This window comes from Streptococcus oralis subsp. dentisani (genome assembly GCF_002096335.1).
Lineage (GTDB): Bacteria > Bacillota > Bacilli > Lactobacillales > Streptococcaceae > Streptococcus > Streptococcus oralis_Z.
Genome location: NZ_NCUW01000027.1, coordinates 31,813 through 46,196 on the forward strand (window position 1 = coordinate 31,813; position 14,384 = coordinate 46,196).

Genomic DNA, 14,384 nt, shown 5'->3' on the forward strand with positions numbered 1-14,384 from the left:
GTAGAGAAAGCTGTAAGGTTGGGTCCATCTGAAACGAGAGAAGAAAACATAATTCTCAAGGGAGTGCCCTTTATCGCACAGCCTGTTATAGGAAAGTTCTGAGACAGGAATGAGAGATAGGAGAAATCCTATAATTGAGGTGGCACCGCGAATTTCGTCCTCACGCAAGTTATTTTGCGTGGGGATTTTTCATACAGTCGCCACGGACTAGAAGTAGAACTGAAAGGGAAATTACAATGGAACGAATCATTCATGGAGATGTCTTATCACCAATCTTGGCTTATATGCGCTTAAAAGGGCAACACAAGGTGATCTTAGAAAGTATTCCGAGAGACAAGGAAACAGCTCGTTTTTCTATCCTAGCTTATAATCCTGTTTTTGAGATTCAGTTTGAAAATGGAGTCCTTTATCAAAATGGTCAAGTGATTGATCGGGATCCTTTGGATTTCCTTTATGAAGTGACTCATAAGAGCCAGCACCATTCAGACCTACCTTTTGGTGGGGGAGCCATTGGTTTTGTTGGTTACGATATGATTTCGCTCTATGAGGAAATCGGTCAAATCCCTGAAGATACCATTGGGACACCAGATATGCATTTCTTTGTCTATGAGAGTTATATGGTCTTTGACCATAAGAAGGAAAAAATCCATGTCATAGAGGATGCTCTCTATAGCGATCGCAGTCAAGAAGACTTGGAAAAAGCCTTGAACCAAGTACTTGAGGAATTACGCATCCCTGCTCCAAATGAATTTGAAGACTTGGATTTATCTCCGCTGAACTTCAAACCGCATATCGCTCCTCAGAAGTTTGAGGAAATGGTGGAAACAGCTCGCGACTTGATTCGTAATGGTGATATGTTCCAATGCGTGCTCAGTCAGCGTTTCTCAGCAGAAGTTACTGGAAATCCATTTGACTTTTACAGAAATCTTCGCGTGACCAATCCATCTAATTACCTTTATTTCTACGATTTTGGAGATTATCAAATTATCGGTGCCAGTCCTGAAAGTTTGGTTTCTGTCAAAAATGGCATCGTAACTACCAATCCGATTGCAGGTACGCGACCAAGAGGGGCTACGGATGAAGAGGACAAAGCTTTGGCAACTGATCTGCTTTCTGATGAGAAGGAAACAGCAGAACATCGGATGTTGGTAGACTTGGGGCGTAACGATATTGGCCGCATCTCTGAAACGGCAAGTGTCCAAGTCACTAAGTATATGGAAGTGGAGCTTTTCCGCTATGTCATGCATTTGACCAGTGTGGTGAAAGGGCGTTTGCTTCCCGAACTCACTGCCATGGATGCCTTGAAAGCTACACTTCCAGCTGGAACAGTTTCAGGAGCACCAAAAATTCGAGCTATGAGACGCATCTATGAACTGGAAACAGAAAAACGTGGCGTATACGCAGGAGCAATCGGCTACTTGTCTGCGACGGGTGATATGGATTTCGCCATTGCCATCAGAACTATGATTCTCAAAAATCAAACAGCCTATGTGCAGGCTGGGGCAGGGATTGTCTATGACTCCATCGCCCAAAACGAATACCAAGAAACCATTAACAAGGCTAAATCTATGACTAGAATTGGAGAACTAAGACCATGATTTTATTGATTGACAACTATGATTCTTTTACCTATAACTTGGCGCAATACATTGGGAATTTTGCAGAAGTGCAGGTCTTGAGAAATGATGATCCCAAGCTGTATGAAGAAGCTGAAAAAGCAGATGGTCTGGTCTTTTCTCCTGGTCCTGGTTGGCCAGTTGATGCTGGAAAGATGGAAGACATGATTCGTGATTTTGCTGGGAAGAAGCCGATTCTAGGGATTTGTTTGGGTCACCAAGCCATCGCAGAAGTCTTTGGTGGGAAGTTAGGTTTGGCTCCAAAGGTCATGCATGGGAAACAGAGCCATATCAGCTTTGAAGCGCCATCTGTTCTCTATCAAGGCATTGAGGATGGTCGTCCAGTCATGCGTTATCACAGCATTTTGATTGAAGAAATGCCAGAAGGCTTTGAAGTGACAGCTCGTTCGACTGATGACCAAGCTATTATGGGAATTCAACACAAAAGCTTGCCGATTTATGGCTTCCAGTACCATCCAGAGAGTATCGGAACGCCAGATGGCTTGTCTTCTATTCGGAATTTTATCGAGAAGGTTGTAAAGTGAGGAAACTAGGATGAAAGAGATTATTGAAAAATTAGCAAAATTTGAAAATTTATCAGGTGTGGAAATGACGGATGTCATTGAGCGTATCGTAACTGGGCGTGTAACCGAAGCGCAGATTGCTTCTCTCCTCTTGGCCCTTAAGATGAAGGGGGAAACACCGGAAGAACGCACAGCCATTGCACAAGTTATGAGAGGGCATGCCCAACATATTCCAACTGAAATCCATGATGCTATGGACAACTGCGGTACAGGTGGGGACAAGTCCTTCAGTTTTAACATCTCAACAACTGCAGCCTTTGTCTTGGCTGGTGGCGGTATTCATATGGCCAAGCACGGTAACCGCTCGATTTCTTCTAAATCTGGTTCTGCAGATGTCCTCGAAGCATTGGGTATCAATCTTGACCTCAAACCAGCTGAACTAGGTAAGGTTTTCGATAAAACTGGAATCGTCTTTCTCTTTGCTAAAAATATGCACCCAGCTATGAAGTACATCATGCCCGCTCGTTTGGAACTAGGAATTCCAACGATCATGAACTTGACTGGTCCACTGATTCACCCAATGGCTTTGGAAACACAGCTTCTTGGTATTAGTCGTCCAGAACTGCTAGAAAGTACAGCTCAGGTATTGAAAAATATGGGTCGCAAACGTGCAGTTGTGGTTGCTGGACCAGAAGGTCTTGATGAAGCTGGCTTGAACGGAACAACCAAGATTGCTCTTCTTGAAAATGGCGAAATCACCTTGTCAAGCTTCACTCCAGAGGATTTGGGGATGGAACGCTACGCTATCGAAGATATCCGTGGTGGCAATGCTCAGGAAAATGCAGAAATTTTGCTCAGCGTTCTTCAAAACCAACCAAGTCCATTCTTGGAAACGACAGTCTTGAATGCTGGTCTTGGTTTCTATGCCAATGGTAAGGTAGCTAGTATCAAGGAAGGAGTTGCCTTGGCTCGTCAAGTCATTGCTAGTGGCAAGGCCCTTGAAAAACTCAGACTGTTACAGGAGTACCAAAAATGAGTCAGGAATTTTTAGCACGAATCTTGGAGCAGAAGGCGCGTGAGGTCAAGCAGATGGAACTGGAGGAAATCCAGCCCCTACGCCAGACCTATCGCCTAGCTGAATTTTTGAAGAATCACCAAGATCGTTTACAGGTAATCGCTGAAGTCAAGAAGGCTAGCCCTAGTCTGGGAGATATCAATCTCGATGTGGATATTGTGCAACAGGCCCAGACTTATGAAGCGAACGGAGCAGTGATGATTTCGGTTTTGACAGATGAGATTTTCTTTAAAGGGCATTTGGATTATCTACGGGAGATTTCCAGTCAAGTAGAGATTCCGACGCTCAACAAGGACTTTATCATCGATGAAAAACAAATCATCCGCGCTCGCAATGCCGGCGCGACAGTTATCTTGCTCATCGTGGCTGCCTTGTCAGAAGAACGCCTCAAGGAACTGTATGACTACGCGACAGAGCTTGGTCTGGAAGTCTTGGTGGAAACTCACAATCTAGCTGAACTAGAGGTAGCCCACAGACTTGGTGCTGAGATTATTGGGGTTAATAACCGCAACTTGACCACCTTTGAAGTCGACTTGCAGACCAGTGTAGACTTGGCCCAGTACTTTAAGGAAGGTCGCTATTACATTTCTGAATCTGCTATTTTCACAGGGCAGGATGCAAAACGAGTAGCACCATACTTTAACGGAATTTTGGTGGGAACAGCTCTCATGCAGGCAGAAGATGTAGCCCAGAGAATCAAGGAGTTGCAGATTGACAAAGGTTAAGATTTGTGGATTGTCGAACAAAGAAGCGGTAGAGACAGCCGTATCAGCAGGGGCAGACTACATCGGTTTTGTCTTCGCACCCAGTAAAAGACAGGTGACCTTGGAAGAGGCTGCTGAGCTGGCAAAGCTTATTCCTGCAGATATAAAAAAGGTTGGTGTATTTGTTTCACCAAGTCGAGCAGAATTGCTAGAAGCGATTGAAAAGGTTGGCTTGGACCTAGTTCAAGTTCACAGTCAGGTGGCGGATGAGTTGTTTGAGGATTTACCTTGTGCCAGCATTCAGGCTGTGCAGGTGGATGGAAATGGTCATGTGCCTAATTCTCAGGCGGATTATCTCCTCTTTGATGCCCCTGTGGCTGGGAGTGGTAAGACCTTTGACTGGGGTCAACTGGATACGTCTGGACTAGCCCAGCCATTTTTCATCGCAGGTGGGCTTAATGAAGACAATGTAGAAGAAGCAATTCAACACTTTACTCCCTATGCAGTAGATGTATCGAGTGGAGTGGAGACAGATGGACAGAAAGATCAGGAAAAGATTAGAAGATTTATAGAGAGGGTAAAGCATGGCATATCAAGAACCAAATAAAGATGGATTTTACGGAAAATTCGGCGGACGTTTCGTCCCAGAAACATTGATGACAGCAGTTTTGGAGTTGGAAAAAGCTTATCGTGAAAGTCAGGCAGACCCAAGCTTCCAAGAGGAATTGAACCAACTTTTGCGCCAGTACGTAGGACGTGAAACTCCCCTTTACTACGCAAAAAACTTGACCCAGCATATCGGCGGAGCCAAGATTTATCTCAAACGGGAAGACCTTAACCATACAGGTGCTCACAAGATTAACAATGCCTTGGGACAAGTTCTTCTGGCTAAACGAATGGGCAAAAAGAAAATTATCGCTGAAACAGGTGCTGGTCAGCACGGTGTGGCAACTGCAACAGCTGCGGCCCTCTTTAACATGGAATGTACCATCTACATGGGTGAGGAAGATGTTAAACGCCAAGCACTTAATGTGTTCCGTATGGAGCTTTTAGGAGCTAAGGTTGAGGCTGTGACAGATGGTTCGCGCGTGCTTAAGGATGCGGTCAATGCAGCCCTTCGTTCTTGGGTAGCGAATATCGATGATACCCACTATATCCTTGGTTCTGCCTTGGGACCTCATCCTTTCCCAGAAATCGTTCGTGACTTCCAAAGTGTCATTGGTCGAGAGGCTAAACAACAGTACCGTGACTTGACAAGTCAAGATTTGCCAGATGCCCTAGTAGCCTGTGTTGGTGGTGGTTCGAATGCCATCGGCCTTTTCCATCCATTTGTGGAAGACGAGTCAGTGGCTATGTATGGAGCTGAAGCAGCAGGACTAGGTGTGGATACGGAGCACCACGCAGCTACCTTGACCAAGGGTCGTCCAGGTGTCCTTCACGGTTCTCTCATGGATGTGCTCCAAGACGCTCATGGTCAAATTCTTGAAGCCTTCTCTATCTCAGCAGGTTTGGACTATCCTGGTATCGGTCCAGAACATTCACACTACCACGATATCAAACGTGCCAGCTATGTTCCTGTGACGGACGAGGAAGCCTTGGAAGGATTCAAACTCTTGTCTCGCGTGGAAGGGATTATCCCAGCCTTGGAATCTAGCCATGCTATCGCCTTTGCGGTGAAATTGGCCAAAGAACTTGGTCCAGACAAGTCTATGATTGTCTGCCTATCCGGTCGTGGGGACAAGGATGTAGTTCAAGTCAAAGACCGCTTGGAAGCAGATGTAGTAAAGAAGGGAGAAGCCCATGCCTAAGACACTAACAGAAAAATTGAACGCTATCAAAGCAACTGGAAAAGGAATTTTTGTTCCTTATATCATGGCTGGAGACCATGAGAAAGGTTTGGATGGTCTCGCTGAAACAATCCACTTTTTAGAAGATTTGGGTGTTTCAGCTATTGAAGTGGGCATTCCCTTTTCAGACCCTGTTGCAGATGGACCTGTGATCGAAGAAGCAGGCTTGCGCAGTCTAGCTCATGGGACTTCTACCCAGGCTTTGGTTGAAACCTTGAAAACTATTCAGACTGAGGTGCCACTGGTCATCATGACCTACTTCAACCCCCTTTTTCAGTACGGTGTGGACAAATTTGTCAAAGATCTGGCAGATACAGCAGTTAAGGGCTTGATCATTCCAGACCTTCCTCATGAGCATGCCAATTTTGTGGAGCCTTATTTGGCAGATACAGACATCGCTTTGATTCCCCTAGTTAGTTTGACGACAGGACTCGAGCGCCAGAAAGAGTTGATCAAGGGAGCAGAAGGCTTTGTCTATGCTGTTGCCATCAATGGGGTGACAGGGAAGTCAGGAAATTACCGTGCAGACTTGGACAAGCACTTGGCACAATTGCATCAAGTAGCCGACATCCCAGTCTTGACAGGTTTTGGTGTGTCTAGCCAGGCCGATGTAGAACGTTTCAATGCGGTGTCAGATGGTGTTATCGTTGGTTCGAAAATTGTAAAAGCTCTCCACCAAGGAGAGCCGATTCAGGACTTTATCAAACAAGCAGTAGCTTACCAAAAATAATCAAACAAGCAGCAAGTAAGAGGAAAGGCACGAAAGGCAGTCTTTCCTTTTTCTTTTGCAGTAGAAAGGCCAGAATGCCCGTCGCAGAAAGCTACGAGAGTACTTTGACAAGTTATTGAAATCAGTTTAGAAGATTTAACATATGTAAAAAAGCCCTCCTAGAGGGCAGAAACTTGTTAATTTTATTTGATAAGTATGAAAGTAATAAAAAGGGTATAAGTTTTTTTTATTGTATTTCATCCATATCAATGATTAAATCATTTCCAAGATTAATTCCGTTAGATGTAAAAATACTTAGCGCATGATTTGCAATGACTTGTGTTGAAACACTATCAACTCCAGCCCCAATGAGGGCTCCTGCAACAGGAATCATTTTCCCTAAATTTACTACTCCTTTTTCTCCGAATTTCGTAACTAATCTGAATCCAACTGCACGATTAATTTTAGTGAGAACTTCTCTAGGTAGTTTTTTTAACATACCATGTATTAATTTCTCAGCAACTACAATTCCAGCTTTCTTGGCAATATCTGCTACAGTAGTTCCTGTAAGTGCCGCATATACAAAGGTCTGAACCTGATCACTTTTTAGGTCATACCCACGCATATAGGCAATGGTTGCGATCATCCTCATTTGAACGAGAATGACAGATGTAATATTTGCAGGAATAGTTACTGGTAGTGTTCAAAAACCTCCGAAACCAGTGACAAAGCCAGAGAGAGCGGCCTTACTGGTTTGAAAAGTAATCATTTTAGAAATGGCAGTATCAATATCATCATATTTAAGATAATCATCTGCTAATTCTTGAATAGTTTTCTGTCCAGGAATTCCATTAATAGTTGTATCGTATGCCCAATCTAGGACTTGCATCATAGAATTTTCATCAATTTTTGGGACATCTAGTTTTGGTAATTCAAAATTGATGTTTGGTAACTCGAATTTCATAATAATTCTCCTTGTTCTGAATATAATTAGTATACACTATTGTGTTTTGATTTACAATATTAATTTACACCAAATAATCAAACAAGCAGCAAGTAAGAGGAAAGGCACGAAAGGAAGTCTTTCCTTTTTCTTTTGCAGGAGAAAGGTCAGGATGCCCGTCGCAGAAGCGAACTGAATCAAGATGAGTAATTCTGTCGCGCTAAAGACGAGAGCACAAGAGGCCAGAAAGAGAAAATCCCCTGCGCCCATGCGGATATCGAAAAAATGAGCCAAGATTCCGAGGGCAAGGAAGAAGACCATGACCAGATTCCAACCAGAGCAGGCCATGAGGATTAGGTGGAAAGTCATCCAGACCAGTAAGGGATATTCCTGATGGCGAAAGTCATAGATGCCCAAGGTCAAGCCAGTAGTGATTAGAATGACTTGCCCCGAGGAAAGAAAGCCCCAATACCAAGACAGAAAGAGGAATCCCAAGCCCAATTCAAATAGGGCATACCAGACAGGATAGCGAACCTTGCAGTAGCGACAGCGAAAGCGATTAACCACCTGCGAAAGGATGGGAATCAAATCTAGCGGACGCAAGCGAGTCTGACAAGAATCGCAGTGACTAGCTGGTCTGATAATGGATTGCTCAGGAAAACGGTCAATGACCAAACCTAGAAAAGAAGCGAGAATGCTCCCGACAAGAAAAAAATAAAGATCAATCATACTTATCTATTCGTAAAAAATAGGAGAAGTAGTATAATAGAGAAACACAGATAAGATGGTGAGGAAAATATGACAATTCGTTTTGAAGAAAATGTGAGCGTAGAAAATGCTCAGCTCGTATGCAAATGGTCCAACTCCCTTGGCAAATCCTTTCAAGAACAATGGATGGGAACAATGATTCCTTTTCACTTAACAATTCAAATCTTGCAAGATTTGGAAGGAATCTTTTCAATCTTTGATGGACAAGAGTTTGTGGGGCTTATCCAGAAAATCAGGCTAGAAGACAGAAATCTTCATATCGGGAGATTTTTTATCAACCCCCAGAAACAGGGGCAAGGCTTAGGTAGCCAGGCTTTAAGGAAATTTGTTAGTTTGGCCTTTGAAAATGAAGACATAGATACTATTTCTCTAAATATCTACGAGGCAAATCAAAGAGCCAAGCACCTCTATCAAAAAGAAGGATTTGAAATCGTTCAGATGGTTGAAGAACCTATACGAAAATACGTTATGAAAAAGGGGAGATAGAAGACGAAGAAGATAGGGAAAGCAGCTTTAAAATCATAAAAAACGCATAATATCAGGTGTTAAAAAACTTGATACTATGCGTTTTATTATAGAGGGATTTACTGGATTTTCTCTACAACTTGAGTTTATATCCAACTTCTCTTTCTACTAACGATTTTTCCAAGCTTGGTAACGGGTGTCGATTAAGAGTTGGGTTAGGCGTCCCATGGTTTCTCTTTCTTCGGGAGTGAGGGATTGAGCTTGGACAAAGAGATGGTGAATGTGTTCAATGACCTTGAAGGAAGAAAGATCGTTGATGGAGGAGATGCATGCATCAAGAATGATTCCGAAAAAGAGGTCGAAGTAGAGTTGCAGTTCCGTATCAGGAACTGTCTCAACCCATTCCTTGAAAGTAGTATCGACTTGCTGGCTGTCACTATTGGTCTCATCCAGTTGGACAAAGTGTTTGTCTGCAACCTGCCAACTAAAGGTGTCGTGCTGGGCAATACCACCTAGGGCAGTGCTTCGAACGACGATTTTTTTATCAGGAATTTCTAGCATCATCCCGATGATAGAACCTTGTGGGACAAATACTTTTGTTCTTTCCATCATGTTTTGATAGCCTGGTGTTTCGGTCAGTTCCTTGTGAAGTCCAGGCGCATCAAAAGTATAGACGCCGACAATGCTTTTTTGTAAGAGTGGGTCGAGTTGACTGGCAGCGTAGACGGCTAGATTGCCCCCTTTTGAATGCCCTGCCAGAATAACCTTTTGGTTAGGATGTTGAGCCAAAAAGTCCTGTAAATACTGAAGGGCATGTTTTTGAGCTGGAATTTCCTTCATATAGGTCATATGGAAATCTTCTTTCCAACCGATGATACTATCATCCGTACCGCGAAAAACAAGCAAGTAGGTATCGAGACTGATACGATAAGTCATAGCTGCAAACTGTTTTTGCAATTCAGGATCAATATCATTGATAAAGTTTGAGAGTTTACAATTTTTAAATCGTTTGTGTTGAGAGAGTTGATCCAACAACTGGAGGCGGTTCTTATTGGTCAGCATAGTCGTTTCTCTAGGGATTTGAGGTGCTAGATCTATGAGACGCTTTGGTTCTTGAGCGGCTACATCATCAAAAGGAAGATAGGTTAATTCAGTCAAAGCAAGGACATCTAACTCGTTCACGGGAAGGTCATAAAAGGAATCGTATGCTACATCATTCAAGTAGTCAAAAATATTGGCCATAAAAGCTCCTTTCTCTATGTTTATCCTACCACATTTACAGAGAATTAGCTAGTAGACTTGTTTAGCCGCTCTACATAATGACCTAGTAGTTAGGGATTGGTTCAGATATACAGAAGACAGATTGCTTTTATTTCAAACCTCTAAAGGAACTTACTTGGATATTTTTGTTATCAATGCCATTTTCCTTTAAAAAATTCTTCATCTCATTTACATCATCAGGCTGACCTGTGACGAGATAGCTGGCTTGATTGCCGTATTCATCAATAGCACGTTTTAAAAATGCTTGACTTTGAGAAAATTCATCGTTAGTTTTATAAGTAAAATTCGATGTTTTTTGAGCCAGTTCCTTCATCTCATTATCGAAAATAGTAACTCCTTTGTCCAAATGGTTGAGAATAATTGGAGCTTTTCCAGCCCATTCTTTGATAAGGGGACGTAAAGCAGAAATTCCAACATCAGATGCAAAGCAAACTAGTGGCTGATTCATATCTTTAACGGTCAAAGAGGAATCCAGCCAACTCATCTCAATCTCACTTCCGGCAGGTAAATGTGTCAAGGTTTCCTTAAAGTGGCTACCACTATTATGCGTTAAAATGAGGATTTCATCTTCATCAGGTGTGGAGGCAATAGTTAGCCATCGACTGGTCTGCTCACCCTTAGCTTCGTTTTTCCTAGAAGCGGACGACGTATCAGGGAGTGTAAACTTAGCATAAGCCCCCGCTTTCCAGGTTTGATGACTCGGCTTTGTGATATGAATTAAATACAAATCTCCGGTAGGGTTTTCGATGGATTTTATCGATAATGTCTGACTTCGTCCAAGATAGGCGATGGTACCCCAAGTTATAAGGGCTAGTAATCCAAGTGTTGAAAGAATGATAATAAACATTTTTTTACCTCTTTTCATTTTTTTATGACTCCTATTCTTAATCATTGAATGAACTATAATTAAATTCATTCATAAATTTCCAAAAAATAAAGAAAACCATTTTCTTTATTTTAGAACTCCTTTTATGAAGTTGGTTGCAAGTATTTCGACAGTTTTGCCTATATCTGGAAAATCTTTTTCCGTGATATGCATATCCATGTAGTAAAATAGGTTATAAACTTGTAAAATCTCTTGAATCTTTTCTGGAGAATACCCTTCAGCCTGCATACGATTTGTAAAAGTTTTAACTAGAAATTGATGAAATGGATTTGCGACTTTGCCTTCTTCTGAGGAATAGTAGCTATGCAACTCATCTGCTATGGCAGGATTGTACCATTCTGCAAGGATTTTATTGGAAGAAACGAGTGCTCTGGACTGAGCAAAGAGTTGACTAATAAGATCAATCATATCAATTTCCCAATCCAGTTCTTCGATCATAGCTTGGCGAACACGGTTGTTTTCATCTATATAGATGTCTAGAAAAATGGCTTCTTTACTCTCGTAATAGTTATAAAAAGAACCGACTGCTACACCAGCTTGCCTAGCAATTTCTGAAATTCCTGTCGCCTTGTAACCTTTTTTCGAAAAAACTTCATAGGCCGCTGTCTTTAAAGCTTGTTTTTTGTCCAATCTGATTTAACCTCCTTTAAGTATGAATGAATAGTTTATTTTGTTCATTCATATTCTAACAAATCCTAGCTGGCTTGTCAATAAGAAGGATAAATGAATTAGTTTAAAGCAATTACATTTATAAACAGAAGAGTTACATGAGCTTACAAGGCATTTACTTTGATGAGATTGCTTATTTTAAATCTATTCCTTAAGTAAAAGAAACACTGACTAAACGAGTACAAAAAGGGAAAATATAGGATAAGGCTGGAACTATAGTTAAAAATAAGGTATGATATCAATGGGATTATTCTCTATTTAGCTTTCGCTTCCTAATCTGGATTTGAACAATAGATAGCCGAATAGTTGAGATACTAATCCATAAATTTTTTTATTAAGGCATTTGATATTTTGAACAAGAGTAAAGGAGGAGCGCATGCACAAGATTTTACTGGTAGAAGATGACCAAGTCATTCGGCAACAAGTTGGGAAATTGCTCTCTGAGTGGGGCTTTGAGGTCGTTTTGGTAGAAGACTTTATGGAAGTATTGAGCTTATTTGTCCAGTCGGAACCTCATTTGGTCCTCATGGATATTGGTCTGCCTCTTTTTAATGGCTATCACTGGTGCCAGGAGATTCGCAAGATTTCCAAGGTACCTATCATGTTTCTGTCTTCGAGAGATCAGGCTATGGATATTGTCATGGCGATCAATATGGGAGCGGATGACTTTGTAACTAAGCCATTTGATCAGCAGGTCCTCCTTGCCAAGGTTCAGGGCTTATTGCGTCGTTCCTATGAGTTTGGGCGGGATAAGAGTTTGCTGGAGTATGCAGGTGTCATTCTCAATACCAAGTCTATGGACCTGCACTATCAGGGTGAAGTCCTGAGCTTAACCAAGAATGAATTTCAAATTTTGCGGGTTTTGTTTGAACATGCGGGTAATATCGTGGCGCGTGATGACCTGATGCGGGAACTCTGGAATAGCGACTTTTTCATCGATGACAATACCCTGTCTGTTAATGTGGCTCGTTTGCGCAAAAAGTTGGAGGAGCAAGGCTTGGCAGGCTTTATCGAAACCAAGAAAGGGATAGGATACGGACTGAAACATGCTTGATTGGAAACCATTTTTTCTAGCCTATCTGCGCTCTCGTAGTCGCATCTTTGTCTATATTTTTTCGTTGGGTTTTCTTGTTCTTCTCTTTCAGTTTCTGTTTGCTAGTCTAGGATCTTATTTTCTTTACTTTTTCCTGCTCAGTAGTTTTTTGACCTTTTTATTTTTGGCTTGGGATATGTTTGCAGAAGCTCGGACTTACCGACAGGAAGTTCTCTATGCTGAGAGAGATCCCAAGTCTCCTCTGGAATGTGCGCTGGCAGAAAAACTCGAAGAGCGAGAGTCTGAATTGTATCAAAAGAAGTCGGAAGCCCAAAGCAAACTGACGGATTTGCTTGATTACTATACCTTGTGGGTTCACCAGATTAAGACCCCCATTGCGGCGAGTCGTCTCTTGGTAGCAGAAGTCTCTGATCGGGAGGTCAAACAGCAGCTGGAACAGGAAATTTTCAAGATTGACTCCTATACCAACCTGGTCTTACAGTACTTGCGTTTAGAGAGTTTTCATGATGACTTGGTCTTTGAACAGGTCAAAGTGGAGGACTTGGTCAAGGAAATGGTTCGTAAGTACGCACTTTTCTTTATCCAGAAGGGGTTGACGGTCAATCTACATGATCTCGACAAAACCATCGTGACCGATAAGAAATGGTTGTTGGTCGTCATTGAACAAATTCTTTCAAACAGCCTCAAGTACACCAAGGAAGGTGGGCTCGAGATTTATATGGAGGGCCAGGAGCTCTGTATCAAGGATACGGGAATCGGGATTAAAAACAGCGATGTCCTCCGAGTCTTTGAACGTGGCTTTTCAGGCTACAATGGCCGTCTGACCCAGCAGTCGTCTGGTCTCGGCCTCTACCTATCCAAGAAAATTTCTGAAGAACTTGGCCATCAAATTCGTATCGAGTCTGAGGTTGGAAAAGGAACGACAGTCAGAATTAAGTTTGCCGATATGAATCTGAGAATTGAGTGAGCACAATAGATAAGAGCCCAGGATAAAACAACTGGGCTTTTTTATCTTTAACTGTGTATCCTAGTACACTATTTGCTTGGGCGTTTCCGGTTAAAAAATAAAAATCAACCAGACTTTGTGAAAGGTCATCTACAAAATCAAGCTATTCTTTTAACATCAGACTATAATTATCTAGTCGCATCCAATCTTCAATCCTTCCTAAGAACTGGGTTCAACATCAAAATGCAGAAATTACTAGTGAACTCGCTGGTGGGATGGATGGACTGTATGCGAAGAGGGACAGTTGAAACTAGCTGATGATTATCCAGACTGTCTTAATAAATCGATATTGCGTTTTGAAGTTTAGGCTAGTCTTGTTTACGGCTCTATTCGAGCAAGTACCAGTGAGCAAATCAATGAGATTTTTGGTGCGTTCTTCTTTATCGGTATCTTTCTATTTATTATTTTTATGGTTGGTGCAGTATTAATTATCCACTATAAACAAATCTCTGAGGGATATGAAGACCACGAACGCTTTATCATCTTGAAAAAGGTAGGTCCTGATCAAAAGCAGATCAAGCAAACCATTAACAAGCAAATCTTGACCGTTTTCTTTCTTCCTGTAATTTTTGCCTTCCTCCATTTGGCCTTTTCTTATCATATGCTTAGTTTGATTCTCAAGGTCATTGAAGTAGTAGATGCGACCATGATGTTAACAATAATCTTATCTACCTGTTAAATTGATAGATTTCTTCAGAGAAAGACTGTAAAATTTTTGATATAATGTTAAGGATAGACTGACGGATGCTTAAAAGATAATTTTCAAAAGAATAACAGGTGAGAATTAAAAATATGTAAGATTGGACAGAAGTCTCTCTATCATCATCCATGCAGAAA

15 protein-coding genes, 2 pseudogenes and 1 other annotated feature (1 of these 18 running past the window's edge) are annotated in these 14,384 nt (G+C 41.8%); of the genes and pseudogenes, 11 read left to right on the plus strand and 6 right to left on the minus strand.

What is annotated here, in order from left to right; genetic code table 11:
* Positions 1 to 165 (plus strand) — a binding site (T-box leader); it begins 61 nt to the left of the window's first position.
* Between the two features lie 71 nt (positions 166 to 236).
* The 7 genes from trpE to trpA are packed head-to-tail and all read left to right on the plus strand — an operon-like array spanning position 237 to position 6,496.
* Complete coding sequence (gene trpE, locus B7709_RS02710) at positions 237 to 1,598, plus strand: anthranilate synthase component I (RefSeq protein WP_084971475.1); 1,362 nt, start codon at positions 237 to 239, stop codon at positions 1,596 to 1,598.
* On the plus strand, positions 1,595 to 2,161 hold the full coding sequence (locus tag B7709_RS02715) for an aminodeoxychorismate/anthranilate synthase component II (RefSeq protein WP_000601900.1): 567 nt from the start codon (positions 1,595 to 1,597) through the stop codon (positions 2,159 to 2,161). Before trpE ends, B7709_RS02715 begins: the two co-directional genes overlap by 4 nt.
* A gap of 10 nt (positions 2,162 to 2,171) precedes the next feature.
* Positions 2,172 to 3,176, plus strand: coding sequence for an anthranilate phosphoribosyltransferase (gene trpD, locus B7709_RS02720; RefSeq protein WP_084971477.1), 1,005 nt, complete (start codon positions 2,172 to 2,174; stop codon positions 3,174 to 3,176).
* Positions 3,173 to 3,940, plus strand: a complete 768-nt coding sequence (gene trpC / locus B7709_RS02725) for an indole-3-glycerol phosphate synthase TrpC (protein WP_084971479.1) — start codon at positions 3,173 to 3,175, stop codon at positions 3,938 to 3,940. Before trpD ends, trpC begins: the two co-directional genes overlap by 4 nt.
* Positions 3,927 to 4,526, plus strand: coding sequence for a phosphoribosylanthranilate isomerase (locus B7709_RS02730; RefSeq protein WP_084971481.1), 600 nt, complete (start codon positions 3,927 to 3,929; stop codon positions 4,524 to 4,526). The genes trpC and B7709_RS02730 overlap by 14 nt, the downstream gene beginning before the upstream one ends.
* On the plus strand, positions 4,504 to 5,727 hold the full coding sequence (trpB, locus tag B7709_RS02735; protein WP_084971483.1) for a tryptophan synthase subunit beta: 1,224 nt from the start codon (positions 4,504 to 4,506) through the stop codon (positions 5,725 to 5,727). The genes B7709_RS02730 and trpB overlap by 23 nt, the downstream gene beginning before the upstream one ends.
* Positions 5,720 to 6,496 (plus strand): tryptophan synthase subunit alpha, encoded by a 777-nt coding sequence (trpA, locus tag B7709_RS02740; protein WP_084971485.1) that lies wholly within the window; start codon positions 5,720 to 5,722, stop codon positions 6,494 to 6,496. The genes trpB and trpA overlap by 8 nt, the downstream gene beginning before the upstream one ends.
* Here trpA and B7709_RS02745 read toward each other — a convergent pair.
* The 3 genes and pseudogenes from B7709_RS02745 to B7709_RS02755 all read right to left on the minus strand — a co-directional run.
* A pseudogene (locus B7709_RS02745) lies at positions 6,468 to 6,584 on the minus strand (prepilin peptidase); the annotation flags it as partial. The gene trpA and the pseudogene B7709_RS02745 sit on opposite strands and share 29 nt — an antisense overlap.
* Positions 6,585 to 6,722: 138 nt before the next feature.
* Positions 6,723 to 7,439 (minus strand): annotated as a pseudogene (locus B7709_RS02750) (EcsC family protein).
* A gap of 51 nt (positions 7,440 to 7,490) precedes the next feature.
* The gene (locus tag B7709_RS02755) at positions 7,491 to 8,147 is read right to left on the minus strand and encodes a prepilin peptidase (RefSeq protein WP_084971487.1); all 657 of its coding nucleotides are present in this window, start codon (positions 8,145 to 8,147) and stop codon (positions 7,491 to 7,493) included.
* A 69-nt stretch (positions 8,148 to 8,216) separates the two neighbouring features.
* On the opposite strand from B7709_RS02755, the gene B7709_RS02760 reads away from it, so the two are divergent.
* Entirely contained in the window at positions 8,217 to 8,672 is a 456-nt protein-coding gene (locus tag B7709_RS02760; RefSeq protein ID WP_084971489.1) for a GNAT family N-acetyltransferase, read from the plus strand.
* Between the two features lie 147 nt (positions 8,673 to 8,819).
* Here B7709_RS02760 and B7709_RS02765 read toward each other — a convergent pair whose 3' ends face one another.
* The 3 genes from B7709_RS02765 to B7709_RS02775 all read right to left on the minus strand — a co-directional run bounded on the left by B7709_RS02765 (position 8,820) and on the right by B7709_RS02775 (position 11,454).
* A complete protein-coding gene (locus tag B7709_RS02765; protein ID WP_084971490.1) occupies positions 8,820 to 9,893 on the minus strand; it encodes a DUF2974 domain-containing protein in 1,074 nt (357 codons plus the stop codon).
* A 127-nt stretch (positions 9,894 to 10,020) separates the two neighbouring features.
* A complete protein-coding gene (locus B7709_RS02770) occupies positions 10,021 to 10,797 on the minus strand; it encodes a ferredoxin reductase domain-containing protein (protein WP_084971751.1) in 777 nt (258 codons plus the stop codon).
* A gap of 87 nt (positions 10,798 to 10,884) precedes the next feature.
* Positions 10,885 to 11,454, minus strand: a complete 570-nt coding sequence (locus B7709_RS02775; RefSeq protein WP_142358128.1) for a TetR/AcrR family transcriptional regulator — start codon at positions 11,452 to 11,454, stop codon at positions 10,885 to 10,887.
* Positions 11,455 to 11,863: 409 nt separating this feature from the next.
* On the opposite strand from B7709_RS02775, the gene B7709_RS02780 reads away from it, so the two are divergent.
* The 3 genes from B7709_RS02780 to B7709_RS02790 all read left to right on the plus strand — a co-directional run bounded on the left by B7709_RS02780 (position 11,864) and on the right by B7709_RS02790 (position 14,226).
* Positions 11,864 to 12,541 (plus strand): response regulator transcription factor, encoded by a 678-nt coding sequence (locus tag B7709_RS02780; protein ID WP_084971494.1) that lies wholly within the window; start codon positions 11,864 to 11,866, stop codon positions 12,539 to 12,541.
* A complete protein-coding gene (locus tag B7709_RS02785) occupies positions 12,534 to 13,508 on the plus strand; it encodes a HAMP domain-containing histidine kinase (protein ID WP_084971497.1) in 975 nt (324 codons plus the stop codon). Before B7709_RS02780 ends, B7709_RS02785 begins: the two co-directional genes overlap by 8 nt.
* Before the next feature lie 448 nt (positions 13,509 to 13,956).
* On the plus strand, positions 13,957 to 14,226 hold the full coding sequence (locus tag B7709_RS02790; RefSeq protein ID WP_239822493.1) for an FtsX-like permease family protein: 270 nt from the start codon (positions 13,957 to 13,959) through the stop codon (positions 14,224 to 14,226).
* Positions 14,227 to 14,384 lie beyond the last annotated feature (158 nt).

What these genes read in the sequence shown, in the direction of transcription:
- trpE (WP_084971475.1), top strand. Translation starts at nt 237, where the DNA reads ATGGAACGAATCATTCATGGAGATGTCTTATCACCAATCTTGGCTTAT.
- B7709_RS02715 (WP_000601900.1), top strand. Translation starts at nt 1,595, where the DNA reads ATGATTTTATTGATTGACAACTATGATTCTTTTACCTATAACTTGGCG.
- trpD (WP_084971477.1), top strand. Translation starts at nt 2,172, where the DNA reads ATGAAAGAGATTATTGAAAAATTAGCAAAATTTGAAAATTTATCAGGT.
- trpC (WP_084971479.1), top strand. Translation starts at nt 3,173, where the DNA reads ATGAGTCAGGAATTTTTAGCACGAATCTTGGAGCAGAAGGCGCGTGAG.
- trpB (WP_084971483.1), top strand. Translation starts at nt 4,504, where the DNA reads ATGGCATATCAAGAACCAAATAAAGATGGATTTTACGGAAAATTCGGC.
- trpA (WP_084971485.1), top strand. Translation starts at nt 5,720, where the DNA reads ATGCCTAAGACACTAACAGAAAAATTGAACGCTATCAAAGCAACTGGA.
- B7709_RS02755 (WP_084971487.1), bottom strand. Translation starts at nt 8,147, where the DNA reads ATGATTGATCTTTATTTTTTTCTTGTCGGGAGCATTCTCGCTTCTTTT.
- B7709_RS02760 (WP_084971489.1), top strand. Translation starts at nt 8,217, where the DNA reads ATGACAATTCGTTTTGAAGAAAATGTGAGCGTAGAAAATGCTCAGCTC.
- B7709_RS02765 (WP_084971490.1), bottom strand. Translation starts at nt 9,893, where the DNA reads ATGGCCAATATTTTTGACTACTTGAATGATGTAGCATACGATTCCTTT.
- B7709_RS02770 (WP_084971751.1), bottom strand. Translation starts at nt 10,797, where the DNA reads ATGAAAAGAGGTAAAAAAATGTTTATTATCATTCTTTCAACACTTGGA.
- B7709_RS02780 (WP_084971494.1), top strand. Translation starts at nt 11,864, where the DNA reads ATGCACAAGATTTTACTGGTAGAAGATGACCAAGTCATTCGGCAACAA.
- B7709_RS02785 (WP_084971497.1), top strand. Translation starts at nt 12,534, where the DNA reads ATGCTTGATTGGAAACCATTTTTTCTAGCCTATCTGCGCTCTCGTAGT.
- B7709_RS02790 (WP_239822493.1), top strand. Translation starts at nt 13,957, where the DNA reads ATGGTTGGTGCAGTATTAATTATCCACTATAAACAAATCTCTGAGGGA.